Origin of the sequence: Pseudomonas sp. B21-053 (genome assembly GCF_026016365.1) — a bacterium.
Taxonomy (GTDB): Bacteria; Pseudomonadota; Gammaproteobacteria; order Pseudomonadales; family Pseudomonadaceae; genus Aquipseudomonas; species Aquipseudomonas nunensis.
In genome coordinates, this window is record NZ_CP087205.1 from 6,740,292 (window position 1) to 6,759,350 (window position 19,059).

Sequence of the window (19,059 nt, forward strand, 5' to 3'; positions counted from 1 at the left end):
CGTTTCACTCGACAGCTCCTACAGGGGATTTTCGTGGGGCGTTAGTTCAGGGTTGCCAATGCAGCCGCTGCTTCGGGCAACTCCAGCTCACTGAACACTTTCACCCCATGACGCTTGAGCAACGCGGCCGTCACGCCTTCACCGGCGACCTTCACACCGCTGAAGCTGCCGTCATAGGTCAGTAGGTTCCCGCACGACGGACTATTAGCCTTCAAAACAGCAATCCGGATGCCGTGCTTCTGCACCAGTTCCAACGCCTGATAAGCCCCCGACAGAAACGCCGCACTGACGTCCTCACCCTCGGTAGTAATCACCGCTGCCTGGCCATCCAGCACTTCCCCACCCTGCCCGCCCGGAATCTCCGCCGCCGCCCTCGGCGTCGGCAAGCCACCCGCCACTTCCGGGCATAACGGCACGACCCGGCCCTCGGCGATCCATTGGTCCAACAGATCAAACGGCCCGCTCGCGCCGCCGTCGTAACGTACGCGATGGCCCAGCAGGCAGCGGCTCACCAGAATCTTGTGCATGATCAGAACGGCTCGTTACCGCGACGGCGGAACCAACCGGTCAACGACAGGCGATCCCGAGTGGCGGGCAGGACTTCGTGGGGCACTTCGCCCGACAGGAACACCACCAGGCAACCGCCGGTGGGCACCACATTGTGTTCGACGCCGTTCTTGAGGTACATGCGCAGTTCGCCGCCGTGTTCGGGCAGCCAGGCGTCGTTGAGGTAGATCACCGCCGAGACCATGCGTCGGTCGTCGTCACGAAAACGGTCCACATGCTTGAGGTAGAACGCGCCGGGCGGGTACAGGGCGAAATGGCTTTCGAAATCTTCCAGGCCGAGGAACAACCCGCGGTTCATCGCCTCGCGCAGGCTGTCCATCAAGCTGAGGTAACTGTCGCAGGCCTCGGTTTCGCCGGGTTCGAGCCACTGGATGTGATCACCCCGGATACCCTCGCGAATCTCTGATGTCGGCCCACGGCCCACCGCCGCCGGGGCCAATTCACCCTCGGCCGCACGTTTACGGCACTCAGCCGCCAGTTCCCGGGTCAGACCCAGAGGCAGGAAAATATTCTGCTGCGACCAGCCCTGTTCGGCCAAGTCGTCGACGATACGTAACAGCAGCGGGTGATCAGAGGGTATTTGCATGGCGCGCATAGTATTCCTGTGCCCACAAATCCGACAGAGCCGCGCAGCGGGCTGACACGAATTCTCGACAAGTTCTTGTACCGCACGGAGAATAGTCGCCTGCCGACAGGAGTCCCTATGCGCCGTTTGCTTTTTTCACTGTTGATGTTCTGTGTTTTGCCCGCTTGGGCAGACGGCCACGACCAGTTGTACAAGGTCGCCGGTTGGCCAGATCAACGCGCGCATTTCAACGACGCCCTCTCCGCCGCCCAGCAGCGCTACCAGAACAGCCTGCCGCCCGCCGTGTTTCAAGCACTGGTGAACAACAGCAACCAGCGCTTCGCTCCTCAGGCCATGGACCAGCGCGCCGAAGCACAACTGCGCAAGACCCTCGCCGACCCGAAACCGGCCCTCGCGTTCTTCCAGACCCCGTTGGGCAAGAAAATCGTCGCCGCCGAATTGCTGGCGACCCGCCGCGATCAACTGGCGAAAAACGCCAAGGGCTTGCCCAAGATTGAAGCCAGCGACACCCGCCTGCTGATCATCGGCCACTTGGCCCAGGCCCTGCCCGCCCGCGAGGCCGGCGCCGAAGTAACCCTGGCGATTGCCGGCGTCGCGGCGGACAGCTTGAGTTCGATGATTCCCGGGCTGCTCGGTGGCGGTCAGGCACCGGGGATGTTGAATGGTCAGCGCCAGCGCCTGATGGATCAGATTGGCGCCGACCTCAACAACACGCTGCTCTACGTGTATCGCGACTTGTCGGATACCGAACTGGAAGAATTCGCCACGTTTGCCGAGTCGGCGGAAGGCAAGGCGTATTACCAGGCAGCGCTGGCGGCGATTCGGGCGGGGTTGGCGGTGGGGCAGACGAACCTTCAGTAATTTCGGTGCCTGATAAATCGCCTTCGCGAGCAGGCTCGCTCCCACATTTGCAATGCATTCCAATGTGGGAGCGAGCCTGCTCGCGAAGAGGCCCTAATGTTCGCTACAGATTCCTACCCTTGATCCGCTTCGTCAAAAACCCGAAATACTCCTCCCGCAACGCTTCGGTCTCATTCGCCAAATGATGCCGCGCCTCCGGCAGCATCAACACTTGCGGCCGATCAAACTTGGCCTTTAGCACCTCAAGGTTGTGCTCCCAGTCCACCGTCATGTCCGCCTGCCCTTGCACGATCAGTGGCCGTCGCGGACTGTGCGCCGCCGCCTCGATGCGCTTGATCCAGCGCCCCAACGCCCCCACCCAAGCTGTCGGCAAACGCAGCGGCTGCAACGGATCGGCCTGCAGGAACGGCAAAAACGCCGGGTCATTGGAGTTCTCGCTGAAGCGCCGGGCGATGCCTTTGACGAAAGGCCTGAGCAGGTAATAACTCAACTGCGACCAACCCCAGGCACGAGGCCGAACCAGCGGCGACAACAAAATGATCTGACCCTGAGCCGGGCTGCTCGCCCCTTGGTTGAGCACATGATCAACCACGATCGCCCCGCCGGTACTCTGCCCGCACAAGTGCCACGGCTGCGGCAGCTCCAGGGACTGCGCCTCGGCGAACAGGCCTTGCAGGGTGTCCTGATACTCGGCGAAATCCTTGATGCTCGCGCGTTCGCCGCTGGACAGTCCATGCCCCGGCAAGTCGCAGGCGATCACCGCGAAGCCCTGATCCAGCGCCCACTCGATCACATGCCGATACAGCCCGGTGTGATCGTAGAAACCGTGAAACAGAAACAGCGTTGCCTTCGCCCGCTCCGGCCACCAGACCTGGCTGACCACCTCATAATCATCGACCTGAAAACGCCCCAGACCATGGCGCAGCGTGCGGCCGGGGAAATCCAGTCGATAAAAAGCTTGATAGGCCAGGCCCTCCGTCGACAACGGCTGCCACTCGGCCAATGGCCGCAGGCTGGCGCGCAAATGATCGGGGTCGAAAGTGGCAGGCATGGTTATTCCAGAACGCGAAACAGACTTTATGGGCCTGCGATATTCATCTGTCGCGGCAAGCATGGCAAGCTGGGCGACCTTCGAGGATTGAAACCCATGCGTCCGGCCTACCGCACCACTCTACTTGCCAGCCTGCTCGCCCTCGTGTGCGCCGGCGTGCTGTGGGCGGCTTACGACTGGTTTCAGGGGCGTTACCTGCGGGCGTTCAGCGAACACACGGCGGTGTTTTCCGGCGATCCGCTGCTGCTGCCCGACGACATCGCCGGCCCCGGCGCCATCCGCCTCGTGCATTTCTGGGACCCGGCGTGCCCGTGCAACGTCGGCAATCAACAGCACCTCACCGAACTGGTCGAGCACTACGTGCCGCAAGGCGTCGAGTTTTATGCGGTACAAAAACCCGGCAGCCACGGCCAGTTGCCGAGCACCTTGAGCAACCTGAAAACCATCACTGTGCTGCCCGGCTCCGAGCAGATCCCCGCCAGCCCGGCGGTGGCGATCTGGGACCGCGCCGGCAAGCTCGCGTATTTCGGTCCGTACAGCGAAGGCCTGACCTGCAATTCGAGCAACAGCTTTATCGAACCGATCCTGCAAGCGCTGAACGAAGGGCGCGCGGTGAGCGCGACGCACACGCTGGCGGTGGGTTGCTACTGCCCATGGCCGGTGGAAGTGCAGTAAGGCATTCCGGACTATTCGAGGACGGCAGTGCCCGGCACAGGAGGTCTGTGCTACATGTTTGCAGCCCGCACGGGCGGCAATCGAAGAAGAACAAGGAGTCACCATGAAACGCGTCCTGACCGTACTTGCCTTGCTGATCGTCGTGCTCGCCATCGGGGTTGGCGGGTATCTCTACAGCAAGCAGCCGACGCGCCAGGGCCAGGTGGAGCTGCAACACCTGCAAGGTTCGGTGACCGTGCGCTACGACGAGCGCGGCGTGCCGCACATTCGCGCCGACAACGAAACCGATCTCTATCGCGCCCTCGGCTACGTGCACGCCCAGGACCGCTTGTTCCAGATGGAAGCCATGCGCCGCCTCGCTCGCGGCGAACTGGCGGAAGTCCTCGGGCCGAAACTGCTGGACACCGACAAGCTGTTCCGCAGCCTGCGCATCCGCGAGCGTGCCGAGAGTTACGTGGCCTCTCTGGATCGCCAGTCACCGGCGTGGAAGGCCCTGCAAGCCTATCTGGACGGGATCAACCAATATCAGGACACCCACGCCGCGCCCATAGAGTTCGACGTGCTGGGCATCCACAAGCGCACTTTCACCGCCGAAGACAGCATCAGCGTCGCCGGCTACATGGCCTACAGTTTTGCCGCGGCGTTTCGCACCGAACCCTTGATGACCTATGTGCGCGATCAGCTCGGCCCCGACTACTTGAACATCTTCGACCTCGACTGGCAGCCCAAAGGCGTGTTGGCCAAGACCCACGCCAAACCCGGCCCGGCCCTCGCCGCTGGCGACTGGAAAGACCTGAACGCCCTCGCCCGCCTCAGTGAACAAGCCCTGGCCGACAATGGCCTGCCGCAGTTCGAAGGCAGCAACGCCTGGGTCATCTCCGGCAACCACAGCAAAAGCGGCAAGCCGCTGCTGGCCGGTGACCCGCACATTCGCTTCTCGGTGCCGTCGGTGTGGTACGAGGCGCAACTGTCGGCGCCAGGTTTCGAGTTGTACGGTCATCATCAGGCGCTGGTGCCGTTTGCCTTTCTCGGGCACAACCTGGATTTCGGCTGGAGCCTGACCATGTTCCAGAACGACGACCTGGATCTGATCGCCGAGAAGGTCAACCCGGACAACCCGAACCAGGTCTGGTATCGCGGCAAATGGGTGGACATGCTCAACACCGAGCAGCAGATCGCCGTGAAGGGCCAGCCGCCGGTCACGCTGATCCTGCGCCAGTCGCCCCACGGTCCGATCATCAACGATGCGCTCGGCACCGCAGCGGGCAAGACGCCGGTCGCCATGTGGTGGGCGTTCCTCGAAACGCCTAATCCGATCCTTGAAGGCTTCTATCAGCTCAACCGCGCCGACACCCTGGCCAAGGCCCGCGCCGCAGCGGCCAAGGTGCAGGCGCCGGGGCTGAACATCGTGTATGCCAATGCCAAGGGCGATATCGGGTGGTGGGCTTCGGCCTTGCTGCCCAAGCGCCCGGCCGGGGTGAAGCCCGGTTTCATCCTCGACGGCAGCAGTAATCAGGCGGACAAGGAAGGCTTCTACCCGTTCAGCGCCAACCCCCAAGAAGAGAACCCGGCGCGGGGCTATATCGTCTCGGCCAACTTCCAACCTGTGTCGCCCACCGGCATGGAGATTCCCGGTTACTACAACCTCGCCGATCGCGGTCAGCAGCTCAATCGCCAGCTCAGCGACAAGAACGTGAAGTGGGACAACGACGCCAACCAGAAGCTGCAACTGGGCACCACCACCGCCTATGGCCCACGCTTGCTGGCGCCGTTGCTGCCGGTATTGCGTGAAGTGGTGAGCGATCCGGCCGAACGCAAACTGGTCGAGCAGCTGGCGCAATGGTCGGGCGATTACCCGCTCAGCTCTATCAGCGCCACAGTGTTCAACCAGTTCCTGTTCAACCTGACCGACGCGACGATGCGCGATGAACTGGGCAATGATTTCTTTGAAACCTTGCTCTCGACCCGAGTGATCGACGCCGCGCTACCGCGCCTGGCCGCCAGCGCGGATTCGCCGTGGTGGGACAACCGCAACACCCCGGCCAAGGAAACTCGCGCCGACACGGTCAAGGTCGCGTGGCAGGCGAGCATCGCGCATCTGAAAACCACCATGGGTGCCGATTTCACCCAGTGGCAGTGGGGCAAGGTGCACACGTTGACCCACGGTCATCCGCTGGGGATGCAGAAGCCGTTGGACCGGATTTTCAACGTCGGTCCATTCGATGCGCCCGGCACCCACGAAGTGCCGAACAACCTCTCGGCCAGGATCGGCCCGGCGCCGTGGCCAGTGACTTACGGGCCGTCGACCCGGCGCCTGATCGACTTCGCCGACCCGGCCCACAGCCTGACCATCAACCCGGTCGGCCAGAGTGGCGTACCGTTCGACAGTCACTATGACGACCAGGCGGAGGCGTATATCGAAGGGACGTACGTGCAGGCGCATTTCAGTGATGAAGAAGTGACAGCGAATACGCGGAGCACGTTGAAGCTGTTGCCGGCGCGGTAGATTTTTATTGTTTATGCCGCCGCCTTCGCGAGCAGGCTCGCTCCCACATTGGAATGTGATTCACCTGTGGGAGCGAGCCTGCTCGCGAAGAGGCCCGCATTTACACTGCAAAATCTAAATCCCCCGCCGCACCCGCCCCGGCGCTTCCCCATAAATCTCCTTGAATTTCTTGCTAAACGCCGCCTGCGATTGATACCCAACCTGCAACGCAATATCGCTCAAACCCAGATGCGACTGGCTCAACAAACTGAACGCCAATTCCATCCGCACCTGCGTCAGCAACACCCACGGCGATACGCCGGCCACTTTCACAAAGGCGCGCATGAACGTCGCCCGGGACATGCTCGCGGTTTCGGCCAAGCTTTCGATGGTCCACTCATGCGCCGGATCCGCCAGCATCGCCTGCCAGGCGCGGCCCAGGCGTTTGTCGCCGAGCAGCGCCAGGGTGCCGCTGGCCGGACCCAGCGTGGCCAGGTGCGCGCGCAGCATCAGGGTGAACAACGCCTGGGACAACGCGTCGAGCAAGAACTTCGCCCCGGCCTGATTGCCTTCCGCCTCACCGCGCAACACCGCGACCAACGCCGGCAACGGCCCATCGGCGGGCAATGCGCCGCTGGGAATCACCAGATAATCAGGCAGTGAAGCAAACAGCAGCGAGGCGCGGTTGTAGTGAAAAGTCCCGCAGAGCATGTCCAGATCCGCGCTGGCACCGCCGATGCGATGCACCGGCAACGCACCACCACGGATGATTTTCTGCGCAGTCGGCGCGACGGTTTTTCCGGGGCTGTGGATCACGTGAGGCGTGCCGCCGGGCAGTAGCAGAATGTCGCCGGCACGCATGGGCAGGCGCTGGCCGTCAGGGAATTCCACACGGCAGTCGCCGGCCAGGACGATGTGATAAGGCGCCATCCCCAACGCCTGTTGCTCGTGGGCCAGCGCCCAGTCGCCCTGGAACTGGCAGCGCAGATCCAGACTGCCGCGCACGTTGGCGAGGGTGATGAGTTTATCGATCGGATTCATTTGAGCGCATCGAGGAAATGACTGAGCGGATCGGACAAACCCGAACCGCGCCAAAGGACAAAACTGAGCGTGTCGAAACAGTACACCCAACCCGCTCAGGAGTTAATGCAATGTTCAATAACTGGTCCGAACTGCTGCCCACCATCCAGAAAGCCTTTGGCGCACTGGGCAAGAGCAACCCGAAAATGGTCAAGGCCTACACGGCCCTTGGCGAAGCCGCAGCGGAAAACGAGGTGCTGGATGCCAAGACCCGCGAACTGATTTCCATCGCGGTGGCGATCACCACCCGTTGCGATGGTTGTATCGCGGCGCACACCGACGCGGCGATCAAGGCCGGCGCCAGCCGCGAAGAAGTGGCCGCAACATTGGCCACGGCGATTTCGCTGAATGCCGGCGCGGCGTACATCTACTCGCTGCGCACCCTTGAGGCGTATGACAGTCTGAAAAACTGAAATGCAAAACCTGTGGGAGCGAGCCTGCTCGCGAAGGCGGCCTATCAATCAACTTTTATGTCGACTGATAAACCGCTTTCGCGAGCAGGCTCGCTCCCACAAGGTGCATGTCTTAATTGATTGGCTGCTCACACCATCGCCGCAAAGTTCAGCCTGAACTGCTGCGGCGTCACCCCCAGCCTGCGGTTGAACACGCTGCGCATATGCTGGGCATCGCGGAACCCGCACTGATACGCCACCGTCTTCAGCGGTGACCGCGTGCTTTCCAACAGCACCCGCGCCGCATCCACCCGCGCCCGCTCGACAAACTCCGCCGGGGTGACTTTGGCTTCCTTGGCAAACACTCGGGAAAAGTTGCGCGCGCTCATGTTCGCGGCGTTGGCCAGGTCGGTGAGGGTCAGGTCGCCGGTGAGGTTGGCGAGCACGTAGAGTTGCACCAACGCCACCGCCGAGGTCGGCTCGGCGTGGGGCGTGAGGAACGGGCTGAACTGCGATTGCCCGCCCGAGCGCTGGGTGAACACCACCAAACGCTTGGCGACACTGAGCGCGACTTCCGGGCCGTGATCGCGGCCCAGCAAGTACAGCGACAAATCGATCCCCGCCGTCACCCCGGCCGAGGTGTAGAGCTCGCCGTCCTGCACGTACAAACGATCAGCCTCGACCTGCGTCGACGGACACAACGCCGCCAATGCCGTCGCATCGCCCCAATGGGTGGTGACGGTCCGGCCATCGAGCAAACCGGCCCGGGCCAACATGAACGCGCCATTGCAAATCGAACCAAAGCGCTGCGCCCGCGCGCAGGCATCCCGTAACCAGGCGTCGAACGTCGGGCCGAAATTCAGGAACGGCAACTGCGGCCCACCGGCCACCAGCAGCAAGTCATAAGCCTCCAGTGCTTCGCTGAAATGCAGGTGAGCATTCAGCGACAGACCGTTGGAACACGGCATCACCCCACGCTCGATGCCGATCACCTCCAGCCGGTAATGATCTTGCGGCGCCAGGAAGCGATTGGCTTCGGAAAACACATCCATGGGGCCGGTGACGTCCAGGGATTGCACGCCGGAAAACACCACGATGGCGACGGTTTTTTGCATGGCTCGAAACGCCCTCTATGGCAGTGGCATGAATGGCAGCCGATCCCTTGTAGCAGCTGTCGAGCGGAGCGAGGCTGCGTTCGGCGGCGAAGCCGTCGTGAGATCAGACTATGCGGTGTTTCAGGTAGACCGCGTGCACAGGGTTTACGACGACTTCGTCGCCGAACGCAGCCTCGCTCTGCTCGACAGCTGCTACAGAACCGAACGCAGCCTCGCTCTGCTCGACAGCTGCTACAGGGCTGCGATCTTTTCAGGAATCACCTCCAACCCTAGCCAATCCACGGCCAACAAGCGAGGTTGGCTCGATATGTATGCTCATTGGCCGGGATCGCTGCCATGGATCGATTGTCCGGTTTCGGGTGCGGGAACAGACTTTACCCATCAGCGCCGCCACGGCGTTCCCCACGAGGAAATCACCATGAGCAGCATCATTGCCGGTATCAAAATCCCCGACAGCGCATTGGCCAAGGCCACCACCGAATACATCCGCGACGTCGAATCCGACCTGCTGTTTCACCACTCACGCCGGGTATTCCTGTTCGGCGCCTTGAGCGGTGAACGCAAGCAACTGGCCTACAACCCGGAATTGCTCTACGTCGGCGCGATGTTCCACGACCTGGGCCTGGTCGAAGGTCAGCGCAGCGACAACGAGCGTTTTGAAGTCGACAGTGCCAACGCCGCAAAAGCGTTTCTCAAGCCTTACGGGTTGAGCGACGACGATATCGAACAGGTGTGGTTGTCGATTGCTTTGCACACCACGCCGGGCGTGCCGCAACACCTGCGGCCGAATGTGGCGCTGGTTACTGCTGGCGTTGAGATGGATGTGCTGGGCATCGATTACGCGGCGTTCCCGACTGCGCAGCGCGAAGCCGTGGTGCATGCCCACCCGCGTGGCGAAGGATTCAAGGAATGCATCCTGTGTGCGTTCGCCAATGGCTTCAAGCACAAGCCTGACACCACGTTTGGCACGGTGAATGCGGATGTGCTGGTCGACAGCGAGCCAGGGTTCAAGCCGATGAACTTCGTAGAGATCATCCGCAAATCCCCTTGGATTGCCTGACCCATAAAGTCAAAAGATCGCAGCCTTCGGCAGCTCCTACAGGTTTTGAGTACATCCGCGAAATAGCGGGTGTATCGATTTCTGTAGGAGCTGCCGCAGGCTGCGATCTTTTGATCTACAGCGGTATCAGGCCGCTTCCGGCGCCTGTTGCGCCCGGCGCACGTCCGGTTGTTTCCAGGAGTCCGCAGCGCTTTCTTCGATGGCTTGCTGAATCGCACGCTTGCGGCTTTCTTCGGCGCGACGGCTGAAGAACCACACCAGGAAGGTCACGATCGACACCGCCAGCAGAATCAGACTGGCCACGGCGTTGATCTCTGGCTTCACGCCCAGACGCACCGCCGAGAACACTTCCATCGGCAGGGTCGTCGAACCCGGACCGGATACGAAGCTCGCCAATACCAAGTCATCCAGCGACAACGCGAAGGACATCATCCCGCCCGCCGCCAGCGATGGCGCGATCATTGGAATGGTGATCAGGAAGAACACCTTCCACGGCCGCGCACCGAGGTCCATCGCTGCCTCTTCAATGGACAGGTCCAGCTCACGCAAGCGCGCCGAGACCACCACCGCCACATACGCCGCACAGAACGTGGTGTGGGCGATCCAGATGGTGACGATGCCGCGTTCCTGTGGCCAACCGATCATCTGCGCCATGGCCACGAACAGCAGCAGCAGCGACAGACCGGTGATCACTTCCGGCATGACCAACGGCGCGGTGACCAGACCACCGAACAGCGTGCGGCCCTTGAAGCGGGTAATCCGGGTCAGCACGAACGCGGCCAATGTGCCGAGCGCTACCGCGGCAATCGCGGTGTAGCAGGCGATTTCCAGCGAGCGCACCACCGAGCCCATCAGTTGCGTGTTGTCGAGCAGGCCGACGTACCACTTGATCGACCAGCCGCCCCACACCGTCACCAGTTTCGAGGCGTTGAACGAGTAGATCACCAGGATCAGCATCGGCGCGTAGATAAACAACAGACCCAGCACCAGCATCAGGCTAGAGAAACGGAAGTTCTTCATTCTTTGCCCTCCATTTCCTTGGCCTGACTGCGGTTGAACAGGATGATCGGCACAATCAGGATCGCCAGCATCACCACCGCCAGGGCAGACGCCACCGGCCAGTCACGGTTGTTGAAGAACTCTTGCCACAGCACTTTACCGATCATCAGCGTCTCAGGACCGCCGAGCAGTTCCGGGATCACGAACTCGCCCACCACCGGAATGAACACCAGCATGCAGCCGGCGACGATGCCGTTCTTGGACAGCGGAATAGTGATCTTCCAGAAGCTGTTGAAGGTGCTCGAACCCAGGTCGGACGCGGCTTCCAGCAGGCTGTTGTCGTGCTTCACCAGGTTGGCGTAGAGCGGCAGGATCATGAACGGCAGATAGGAGTAAACAACACCAATATAGACCGCGAGGTTGGTGTTGAGGATCTGCAGCGGTTCGTCGATCCAGCCCATGGTCATCAGGAAACCGTTGAGCAGGCCGTTGTTGCTGAGGATGCCCATCCACGCGTAAACGCGGATCAGGATCGCGGTCCAGGTCGGCATCATGATCAACAGCACCAGCACCGTTTGCAGCTCTTTACGGGCGCTGGCGATGGCGTAGGCCATCGGGTAGCCGATCAGCAGGCAGAGCACGGTGCTGATCAGCGCCATCTTCAACGAGCCGAGGTAGGCGGCGATGTACAACTCGTCGTCGCCGAGCATCGCGTAGTTGCCCAGGTTCAGCAGCACCTGGAGCTTCTGGTCGATGAAGCTGTAGATCTCGGTGTACGGCGGGATGGCCACGTCGGCTTCGGCGAAGCTGATCTTCAAGACGATGAAGAACGGCAGCATGAAGAACATGAACAGCCAGATGAACGGAACCCCGATGACCAGTTGGCGGCCACCGGGAATTATTCGATTGAGGCGGCGTTTGAATTTGCGCATGTTCATGAGCGAAGTACCACGCCGCTGTCGTCTTCCCACCACACGTAGACCTGATCGCCCCAGGTCGGACGCTGGCCACGGCGCTCGGCGTTGGCGACGAAGGACTGCACCAGTTTGCCGCTCGGCAATTCGACGTAGAACACCGAGTGCCCGCCGAGGTAGGCGATGTCATGCACCTTGCCGCTGGACCAGTTGTATTCGCAGGTCGGCATTTCGGCGGTGACCAGCAGTTTTTCCGGACGGATCGCGTAGGTAACGGACTTGTCCTGCACCGAGGTGCTGATGCCGTGGCCGACATAGATCTGCCGGTCCAGGTCTTTGCAGGTGATGGTCGCGTGGCCTTCGGCGTCGTCGATCACTTCGCCTTCGAAGATGTTGACGTTGCCGATGAATTCGCAGACCAGGCGGCTGGTCGGGGTTTCATAGATGTCGATTGGGCTGCCGATCTGGGCGATCCAGCCCAGGTGCATGATCGCGATGCGCTCGGCCATGGTCATGGCCTCTTCCTGATCGTGGGTCACCATGACGCAGGTTACGCCGACACGCTCGATGATCTCGACCAGCTCAAGCTGCATTTGCGAACGCAGTTTTTTATCCAGTGCACCCATCGGTTCGTCGAGCAGCAACAGCTTCGGGCGCTTGGCCAGCGAGCGGGCCAGGGCCACACGCTGACGCTGGCCACCGGACAACTGGTGCGGCTTGCGCTTGGCGTACTGGCTCATCTGCACCAGCTTGAGCATTTCGGTCACGCGGGCGTCGACTTCCGAGGCCGGGATCTTGTCCTGCTTGAGGCCGAAGGCGATGTTCTGCGCCACGGTCATGTGCGGGAACAAGGCGTAGGACTGGAACATCATGTTGATCGGTCGCTCGTACGGCGGCATCTCGGTGATGTCGACGCCGTCGAGGTAAATGCGCCCCTCCGTGGGCCGTTCGAAACCTGCCAGCATCCGCAGCAAGGTGGATTTGCCCGATCCCGAACCGCCGAGCAGGGCGAAGATCTCGCCCTTCTTGATTTCCAGGGACACATCGTCCACGGCAATCGTCTCGTCGAACTTCTTCGTGACCCGGTCGATTTTGACCAACACCTGTTTCGGTGATTGGTCGCCCTCGAGGGCTTTCTTATAGGCGCCGGAGGCAACTGCCATTTACGAAACTCCCAGAAAAAAAGAGTGCAGTTCGCTCAAGGTGAGCCAACCTGGATAGTTTGAGCCTTTGAAGCTATTTACCCGACTTGACCTTGGTCCAGCTGCGGGTCATCAAACGTTGAATATTCGGTGGTAACTCGACCGACACGTAGGTCTTGTCGAGGACAGCTTGCGGTGGATAAACCGAGGCGTCGGTGCGGATGGACTGTTCCATCAATTTGTCCGAGCCGGGGTTCGGGTTCGCATAGCCAACGGAATCACTGACCTGTGCAATCACCTCGGGTTTGAGCAAGTAGTTGATGAAGGCGTGGGCTTCCTTGACGTTGGCCGCATCCTTGGGGATCGCCAGCATGTCGAACCAGAGCGCGCCGCCCTCTTTCGGAATTGTGTAGGCGATGTTCATTCCTTTGCCCGCTTCAGCGGCGCGGGCCTTGGCCTGGAACATGTCGCCAGAGAAGCCGATCGCGATGCAGATGTCGCCGTTGGCCAGGTCCGCGATGTATTTGGACGAGTGGAAGTACGTCACGTAAGGCCGCACCGCGAGCAACTTGGCTTCGGCCTTTTTGTAGTCTTCGGGGTTGGTGCTGTTGGCATTCAGGCCCATGTAGTTAAGGACCGTCGGCATCATTTCATCGGCGGAATCGAGGAACGCTACGCCGCAGCTGTGCAGCTTCTTGATGTTCTCCGGCTCGAATACCGCAGCCCAGGAATCAATCTTGTCGACGCCAAGCACTTCCTTGATCTTGTCGACGTTGTAACCGATGCCGTTAGTGCCCCACAGATACGGCACGGCGTACTGGTTGCCGGGATCGTTCTGTTCCAGGCGCTTGAGCAGCACCGGGTCGAGGTTGGCGTAGTTGGTCAGCAACTTACGGTCGAGCTTCTGGAACGCGCCGGCCTTGATCTGCTTGCCGAGGAAGTGGTTGGACGGCACGACCACGTCATACCCCGTACGCCCGGCGAGCAACTTGCCTTCCAGGGTTTCGTTGGAGTCGAACACGTCGTACACCGGCTTGATGCCGGTTTCTTTCTGGAAGTCGGCCAGGGTGGTCGAACCGATGTAGTCCGACCAGTTATAAATATGCACAGTGGGGGCCGCCTGGACGCTGACAGCAAGTGTCAGCCCCGCGCCGACCAGCATGGCATTGCGCAACAAAGAAAAAATAGGCAAGTGGAGGTCCTCTAAAATTAGTTGGGCCCAAGTTGCCCCGCGTGACATGACAGCCGTAGCTGCCTGGCAACAAAACCGGCGCGCAACTTACCCTCGATAAACCATTCCAGCAAAACTTTCTGTCATTTAATTGTTCCTGTTGCCGCCACCGCGCAGGCAGCGACAACAGGTTGTTGCCTCAAACCGGCTTACTTACCGGATTTGATCTTGGTCCAGCTGCGAGTCAGGTCACGCTGGGTGGCCGCCGGCAAATCGGCGATCGCATACAACTTGGCCTGCACATCGGCCGTCGGGTAGATGCCCGGGTCCGAGGTGATGTCCTTGCTCACGAACTGGGTCGCTTCGGCGTTACCGTTAGGGAAACGCACGGCGTTGGTGATGTCGGCCATCACTTTCGGCTGCAACAGGTAGTTCATGAACTTGTAGGCACCGTCGACGTTTTCCGCATCTTTGGGAATCGCGACCATGTCGTAGAAGCTGCCAGCGCCTTCTTTCGGAATGGCGTAGCTGACTTTGACCTTGTCACCGGCTTCAGCAGCGCGGGACTTGGCTTGTTGCACGTCACCCGAGTAACCCACAGCTACGCAGATGTTGCCGTTGGCCAGGTCGGAGATGTACTTGGACGAGTGGAAGTAGGTCACAGAAGGACGAATCTTGAGGAACAGTTCCTCGGCTTTCTTGATGTCGTCTTTCTTCTGGCTGTCGGTTGGCAGGCCCAGGTAATGCAGCGCGACCGGAATCATTTCGGTCGGCGAATCGAGGAAGCTCACACCGCAGCCCTTGAGCTTGGCGATGTTTTCAGGCTTGAACAGGGTGTCCCAGGAATCGATGGTGTCGACGCCCAACGCGGCTTTGACTTTCTCCGGGTTGTAGCCGATGCCGATCGAGCCCCACATGTAAGGGAAGGCATGTTTGTTGTCCGGGTCGCTGACGGAAACCGCTTTAAGCAGCGATTTGTTCAGGTTGCCGTAGTTGGACAGCTTGGACTTGTCCAGCTCCTGGTAAACACCGGCCTTGATTTGCTTGGCGAGGAAGTTGTTCGACGGCACGACCACGTCGTAGCCGGACTTGCCTGCCAGCAACTTGGCTTCCAGGGTTTCGTTGCTGTCGAAAACGTCGTACACCACCTTGATCCCGGACTCTTTCTCGAAGTTCGCGATGGTGTCCGGTGCAATGTAGTCGGACCAGTTGTACACGTGCAGCACCTTGTCATCGGCCTGTACTGCACCCGCCATCACGCCCATCAGGGACATGGCGAGGAGGGTCTTGCCAGCTATCTTCATACCTAATGCCTTCATGTGGGTAATGCTCCAATTTTTCTTTTTAACCACGAGCTCAGCGGCCTGTTACTGGGCATCCGAACAACCGGTAGTCTGGCAAGTTCCGAGGCAGGCTTTCAAGGAAAGACCCCTCCTTTATTTGCACTGGACGAAGTGTCGACCGCACACCTCGCCCAGAGCCTAGCACTTAGCCCTGCAACGCACTCAGGGTCAGGTCCAGGCACTTGCGTGCCTTGGTCACCAACTCATCGATTTCCGCCGGTGTAATCACCAGTGGCGGGGAAATGATCATGGTGTCGCCCACGGCACGCATGATCAGTCCGTTGTCGAAGCAGAAGGTGCGGCAAATCATGCCGACGCCCTTGCCTTCGTAACGTTTGCGAGTGGCCTTGTCCTGGACCAGTTCGATGGCCCCCAACATGCCTACACCGCGCACTTCCCCCACCAACGGGTGATCGCTCAGTTCCCGTAGACGCTTTTGCAAATAGGGTGCCGTTTCGGCATGGACGCGCTCGATAATTTTTTCTTCGCGCAGGATGCGGATGTTTTCCAGCGCCACCGCAGCCGCCACCGGGTGCCCGGAATAGGTGAAGCCGTGGTTGAAATCGCCACCCTCGTTGAGCACCGCCACCACGTCGTCACGCACGATCAGCCCACCCATCGGGATGTAGCCGGACGTCAGGCCTTTGGCGATGGTCATCATGTCGGGCTTGAGGTCGTAATGATCGGAACCGAACCACTCACCGGTACGGCCGAAACCGCAGATCACTTCGTCCGCCACGAACAGGATGTCGTACTTGGCGAGGATTTCCTTGATGCGCGGCCAGTAGCTGTCTGGCGGCACGATCACGCCACCGGCACCCTGGATCGGCTCGGCAATAAAAGCACCGACGTTGTCCACGCCGACTTCCAGAATCTTCTCTTCCAGCTGATTGGCGGCCCAGATACCGAACTCTTCCGGGCTCATGTCGCCGCCTTCACCGAACCAGTACGGCTGGGCGATGTGGACGATGCCCGGGATCGGCAAGTCGCCTTGTTCGTGCATGTAGGTCATGCCGCCCAGGCTCGCGCCGGCCACGGTGGAACCGTGATAACCGTTCTTGCGGCTGATGATGACTTTCTTGTTCGGCTGGCCCTTGATCGCCCAGTAGTGGCGGACCATACGCAGCATGGTGTCGTTGCCTTCGGAGCCGGAACCGGTGAAGAACACATGGTTCATGCCTTCCGGCGCGATGTCGGAAATGGCTTTGGCCAGTTCCAGCACCGGTGGGTGAGCGGTCTGGAAGAACAGGTTGTAATAAGGCAGTTCGCGCATCTGTTTGGCGGCGGCGTCAGCCAGTTCATCACGACCGTAACCGATCGCCACGCACCACAGGCCGGCCATGCCGTCGAGGATCTTGTTGCCTTCGCTGTCCCAGAGGTAAACGCCCTTGGCGCTGGTGATGATGCGCGGGCCTTTCTCTTTAAGCTGCTTGAAATCGCTGAACGGGGCCAGGTGGTGATCGCTGCTCAGGGCTTGCCATTCACGGGTTTGCGGGTTGTTGCTGGTCATGCGAATTCTCCTAAGATTCCAGTAGAGGGCGCCGCCAAGTGCAGCGGCGCCCGGCGTATCAGACGGCGAAGAGCAGGAATTCCCGCTCCCACGAACTGATCACGCGCTTGAAGTTTTCATGCTCGGCCCGCTTGACCGCGACGTAGCCAGTGATGAATTTCTTGCCCAGGTATTTCTCGATGGTCGCGCTGTTTTCCATGCGATCCAGCGCGTCTTCGATGGTCAGTGGCAGGCGCAGGTTGCGGCGTTCATAGCCACGACCTACCACCGGCGCACTCGGGTTCAAACCTTCGACCATGCCGATGTAGCCGCAGAGCAGGCTCGCGGCAATCGCCAGGTACGGGTTGGCGTCGGCGCCCGGCAGGCGGTTTTCCACCCGACGGTTTTGCGGCCCGGCATCCGGCACCCGCAGGCCCACGGTGCGGTTCTCTTCGCCCCACTCCACGTTCACTGGCGCCGAGGTATCCGGCAGGAAGCGGCGGAACGAGTTGACGTTCGGTGCGAACAGCGGCAGCAATTCGGGAATGAGTTTCTGCAGGCCACCGATGTGGTGCAGGAACAACTGGCTCATGGTCCCGTCTTCATTAGAGAAGACGTTCTTGCCGGTCTCGAGGTCGATGATGCTCTGGTGGATATGCATCGCACTGCCCGGCTCGCCGGTCATGGGCTTGGCCATGAAGGTGGCCGCCACGTCGTGCTTGAGCGCGGCTTCGCGCATGGTGCGTTTGAACACCAGGATCTGGTCGGCCAGGGACAGGGCATCGCCGTGACGGAAGTTGATTTCCATCTGCGCCGTGCCGTCCTCGTGGATCAGCGTGTCGAGGTCCAGTTCCTGCAACTCGCACCAGTCGTAGACATCTTCGAACAACGGATCGAATTCGTTCGCCGCCTCAATCGAGAACGACTGGCGACCGGTTTCCGGGCGACCGGAACGGCCAATCGGCGGTTGCAGCGGGAAGTCCGGGTCTTCGCAGCGCTTGGTCAGGTAAAACTCCATTTCCGGCGCCACGATCGGCTGCCAGCCCTTGTCGGCATAGAGTTTCAGGACCTTTTTGAGCACGTTGCGCGGCGACAGCTCGATCGGGTTGCCTTGCTTGTCGTAGGTGTCGTGGATCACCTGGGCGGTCGGCTCGATGGACCAAGGCACCAGGAACACCGCGTTCGAGTCCGGACGGCAGATCATGTCGATGTCGGCCGGGTCGAGCAGTTCGTAATAGATGTCGTCTTCGACATAGTCGCCGGTCACGGTCTGCAACAGAACGCTCTCGGGCAGGCGCATGCCTTTTTCGGCGATGAACTTGTTGGTCGGCGAAATCTTGCCCCGGGTGATCCCGGTCAAGTCGGCGATCATGCATTCGACTTCTGTGATCTTGTGGTCTTTCAACCAATCGGTGAGCTGGTCGAGGTTGTTACTCATAAATGCCTCTGGGCTGAGTTTCCTGACTCTGATAAGTCAGGCGTTGTTTGACGCGTCCGCGTCGCGTGTTACAGATTGCCATTGCAAGGGCCGCGCACAAACACTCGCCGCGACCATGCCGTGGGTCAGGGAGAGCGTAGTCGGGCGTGCAGAATCATGAGCAGTGCCAGACGCATTGGTCGGGCCGCTGAAGTGAAACGGTTCTATATTGGGAGTAAGGTCAGTAAAGAGAATGTCGTGCGAACCGTCCAGAATATCGGACGGGGACAGCGAGGCCACCGGGGAAGGAAGAGTCGACGGCACGCCTTTGGCAATATGAGCCTTGGCGTGAACGCAACGATCGCCACTGATGTGATAAGCATGCAGACCGTTCTGCCCAGAGCAGACGGCGACGCCGATTAACGGCAGGCGAGACATGAAGCACCCCGGTATTATTGCTGTTATGGGTTTGAATCGAGCTTAGCCTTGTTCATTTTTTTACACAACACCCCCGTAAAAAATACAACACGGCCCGCTCAAACTCGCGGGCGCCAAAGTGCTCAAAGGCATAAAAACGCCCCAAAGTGCCTCAAAAAAGCCTCACGAGCGCTTTTTTAGGGCAAAAAAGGCCTCGCTTGACTTCGGCATGCCGTTCGGGTTGACTGGAATCCGAAGAGATCAATGATTGATATTTTTAACAACAAAGGTGTTG

17 protein-coding genes and 1 pseudogene are annotated in these 19,059 nt (G+C 60.3%); 5 read left to right on the forward strand and 13 right to left on the reverse strand.

The window, feature by feature from the left end:
• Positions 1–41: 41 nt before the first annotated feature.
• Together LOY68_RS30305 and LOY68_RS30310 are read right to left on the reverse strand one after the other, a co-directional pair.
• Complete coding sequence (locus LOY68_RS30305) at positions 42–527, reverse strand: DUF523 domain-containing protein (protein WP_265041506.1); 486 nt, start codon at positions 525–527, stop codon at positions 42–44.
• Between the two features lie 2 nt (positions 528–529).
• Positions 530–1,162 (reverse strand): 2OG-Fe(II) oxygenase, encoded by a 633-nt coding sequence (locus LOY68_RS30310; protein ID WP_123597438.1) that lies wholly within the window; start codon positions 1,160–1,162, stop codon positions 530–532.
• Between the two features lie 108 nt (positions 1,163–1,270).
• On the opposite strand from LOY68_RS30310, the gene LOY68_RS30315 reads away from it, so the two are divergent.
• The gene (locus LOY68_RS30315) at positions 1,271–2,014 is read left to right on the forward strand and encodes a DUF2059 domain-containing protein (RefSeq protein WP_054616973.1); all 744 of its coding nucleotides are present in this window, start codon (positions 1,271–1,273) and stop codon (positions 2,012–2,014) included.
• A 103-nt stretch (positions 2,015–2,117) separates the two neighbouring features.
• Here LOY68_RS30315 and LOY68_RS30320 read toward each other — a convergent pair whose 3' ends face one another.
• Positions 2,118–3,065, reverse strand: a complete 948-nt coding sequence (locus LOY68_RS30320; protein WP_265041510.1) for an alpha/beta hydrolase — start codon at positions 3,063–3,065, stop codon at positions 2,118–2,120.
• Positions 3,066–3,161: 96 nt separating this feature from the next.
• Between LOY68_RS30320 and LOY68_RS30325 the strand changes: the two genes are divergently transcribed.
• Together LOY68_RS30325 and LOY68_RS30330 are read left to right on the forward strand one after the other, a co-directional pair.
• Positions 3,162–3,740 (forward strand): DUF6436 domain-containing protein, encoded by a 579-nt coding sequence (locus LOY68_RS30325; protein WP_265041512.1) that lies wholly within the window; start codon positions 3,162–3,164, stop codon positions 3,738–3,740.
• Positions 3,741–3,843: 103 nt separating this feature from the next.
• On the forward strand, positions 3,844–6,246 hold the full coding sequence (locus LOY68_RS30330; RefSeq protein ID WP_265041514.1) for a penicillin acylase family protein: 2,403 nt from the start codon (positions 3,844–3,846) through the stop codon (positions 6,244–6,246).
• Between the two features lie 114 nt (positions 6,247–6,360).
• Here LOY68_RS30330 and LOY68_RS30335 read toward each other — a convergent pair whose 3' ends face one another.
• Positions 6,361–7,266, reverse strand: a complete 906-nt coding sequence (locus LOY68_RS30335) for an AraC family transcriptional regulator (RefSeq protein ID WP_054616977.1) — start codon at positions 7,264–7,266, stop codon at positions 6,361–6,363.
• 110 nt (positions 7,267–7,376) lie between these two features.
• Here LOY68_RS30335 and LOY68_RS30340 point away from each other — a divergent pair, with 110 nt between their 5' ends.
• Entirely contained in the window at positions 7,377–7,718 is a 342-nt protein-coding gene (locus LOY68_RS30340; protein WP_265041516.1) for a carboxymuconolactone decarboxylase family protein, read from the forward strand.
• A 128-nt stretch (positions 7,719–7,846) separates the two neighbouring features.
• On the opposite strand, the gene LOY68_RS30345 is transcribed toward LOY68_RS30340, so the two are convergent.
• A complete protein-coding gene (locus tag LOY68_RS30345) occupies positions 7,847–8,812 on the reverse strand; it encodes a GlxA family transcriptional regulator (protein WP_265041517.1) in 966 nt (321 codons plus the stop codon).
• A 418-nt stretch (positions 8,813–9,230) separates the two neighbouring features.
• Between LOY68_RS30345 and LOY68_RS30350 the strand changes: the two genes are divergently transcribed.
• Positions 9,231–9,872 carry an HD domain-containing protein gene (locus tag LOY68_RS30350; protein WP_054616980.1) on the forward strand — a complete coding sequence of 214 codons (642 nt, stop codon included), beginning with the start codon at positions 9,231–9,233 and terminating at the stop codon, positions 9,870–9,872.
• A gap of 126 nt (positions 9,873–9,998) precedes the next feature.
• On the opposite strand, the gene LOY68_RS30355 is transcribed toward LOY68_RS30350, so the two are convergent.
• The 8 genes and pseudogenes from LOY68_RS30355 to LOY68_RS30390 all read right to left on the reverse strand — a co-directional run.
• Entirely contained in the window at positions 9,999–10,892 is an 894-nt protein-coding gene (locus LOY68_RS30355) for an ABC transporter permease subunit (protein ID WP_163910811.1), read from the reverse strand.
• Positions 10,889–11,770 carry an ABC transporter permease subunit gene (locus LOY68_RS30360; RefSeq protein WP_177331485.1) on the reverse strand — a complete coding sequence of 294 codons (882 nt, stop codon included), beginning with the start codon at positions 11,768–11,770 and terminating at the stop codon, positions 10,889–10,891. Before LOY68_RS30360 ends, LOY68_RS30355 begins: the two co-directional genes overlap by 4 nt.
• Positions 11,771–11,805: 35 nt before the next feature.
• Entirely contained in the window at positions 11,806–12,948 is a 1,143-nt protein-coding gene (locus LOY68_RS30365; RefSeq protein ID WP_054044563.1) for an ABC transporter ATP-binding protein, read from the reverse strand.
• 73 nt (positions 12,949–13,021) lie between these two features.
• A complete protein-coding gene (locus LOY68_RS30370; RefSeq protein ID WP_163910808.1) occupies positions 13,022–14,119 on the reverse strand; it encodes a polyamine ABC transporter substrate-binding protein in 1,098 nt (365 codons plus the stop codon).
• Between the two features lie 188 nt (positions 14,120–14,307).
• Positions 14,308–15,402, reverse strand: a complete 1,095-nt coding sequence (locus LOY68_RS30375; RefSeq protein WP_054044566.1) for a polyamine ABC transporter substrate-binding protein — start codon at positions 15,400–15,402, stop codon at positions 14,308–14,310.
• A gap of 184 nt (positions 15,403–15,586) precedes the next feature.
• Positions 15,587–16,951: an aspartate aminotransferase family protein gene (locus LOY68_RS30380; RefSeq protein ID WP_163910805.1), complete on the reverse strand. Its 1,365-nt coding sequence runs from the start codon at positions 16,949–16,951 to the stop codon at positions 15,587–15,589.
• A gap of 58 nt (positions 16,952–17,009) precedes the next feature.
• A complete protein-coding gene (locus LOY68_RS30385) occupies positions 17,010–18,368 on the reverse strand; it encodes a glutamine synthetase family protein (protein WP_054616981.1) in 1,359 nt (452 codons plus the stop codon).
• A 99-nt stretch (positions 18,369–18,467) separates the two neighbouring features.
• Positions 18,468–18,785: pseudogene (locus LOY68_RS30390) on the reverse strand (gamma-glutamyl-gamma-aminobutyrate hydrolase family protein); the annotation flags it as partial.
• Positions 18,786–19,059 lie beyond the last annotated feature (274 nt).

What these genes read in the sequence shown, in the direction of transcription:
- LOY68_RS30315 (WP_054616973.1), top strand. Translation starts at nt 1,271, where the DNA reads ATGCGCCGTTTGCTTTTTTCACTGTTGATGTTCTGTGTTTTGCCCGCT.
- LOY68_RS30385 (WP_054616981.1), bottom strand. Translation starts at nt 18,368, where the DNA reads ATGAGTAACAACCTCGACCAGCTCACCGATTGGTTGAAAGACCACAAG.
- LOY68_RS30330 (WP_265041514.1), top strand. Translation starts at nt 3,844, where the DNA reads ATGAAACGCGTCCTGACCGTACTTGCCTTGCTGATCGTCGTGCTCGCC.
- LOY68_RS30375 (WP_054044566.1), bottom strand. Translation starts at nt 15,402, where the DNA reads ATGAAGATAGCTGGCAAGACCCTCCTCGCCATGTCCCTGATGGGCGTG.
- LOY68_RS30320 (WP_265041510.1), bottom strand. Translation starts at nt 3,065, where the DNA reads ATGCCTGCCACTTTCGACCCCGATCATTTGCGCGCCAGCCTGCGGCCA.
- LOY68_RS30335 (WP_054616977.1), bottom strand. Translation starts at nt 7,266, where the DNA reads ATGAATCCGATCGATAAACTCATCACCCTCGCCAACGTGCGCGGCAGT.
- LOY68_RS30325 (WP_265041512.1), top strand. Translation starts at nt 3,162, where the DNA reads ATGCGTCCGGCCTACCGCACCACTCTACTTGCCAGCCTGCTCGCCCTC.
- LOY68_RS30305 (WP_265041506.1), bottom strand. Translation starts at nt 527, where the DNA reads ATGCACAAGATTCTGGTGAGCCGCTGCCTGCTGGGCCATCGCGTACGT.
- LOY68_RS30310 (WP_123597438.1), bottom strand. Translation starts at nt 1,162, where the DNA reads ATGCGCGCCATGCAAATACCCTCTGATCACCCGCTGCTGTTACGTATC.
- LOY68_RS30340 (WP_265041516.1), top strand. Translation starts at nt 7,377, where the DNA reads ATGTTCAATAACTGGTCCGAACTGCTGCCCACCATCCAGAAAGCCTTT.
- LOY68_RS30345 (WP_265041517.1), bottom strand. Translation starts at nt 8,812, where the DNA reads ATGCAAAAAACCGTCGCCATCGTGGTGTTTTCCGGCGTGCAATCCCTG.
- LOY68_RS30380 (WP_163910805.1), bottom strand. Translation starts at nt 16,951, where the DNA reads ATGACCAGCAACAACCCGCAAACCCGTGAATGGCAAGCCCTGAGCAGC.
- LOY68_RS30350 (WP_054616980.1), top strand. Translation starts at nt 9,231, where the DNA reads ATGAGCAGCATCATTGCCGGTATCAAAATCCCCGACAGCGCATTGGCC.
- LOY68_RS30355 (WP_163910811.1), bottom strand. Translation starts at nt 10,892, where the DNA reads ATGAAGAACTTCCGTTTCTCTAGCCTGATGCTGGTGCTGGGTCTGTTG.
- LOY68_RS30365 (WP_054044563.1), bottom strand. Translation starts at nt 12,948, where the DNA reads ATGGCAGTTGCCTCCGGCGCCTATAAGAAAGCCCTCGAGGGCGACCAA.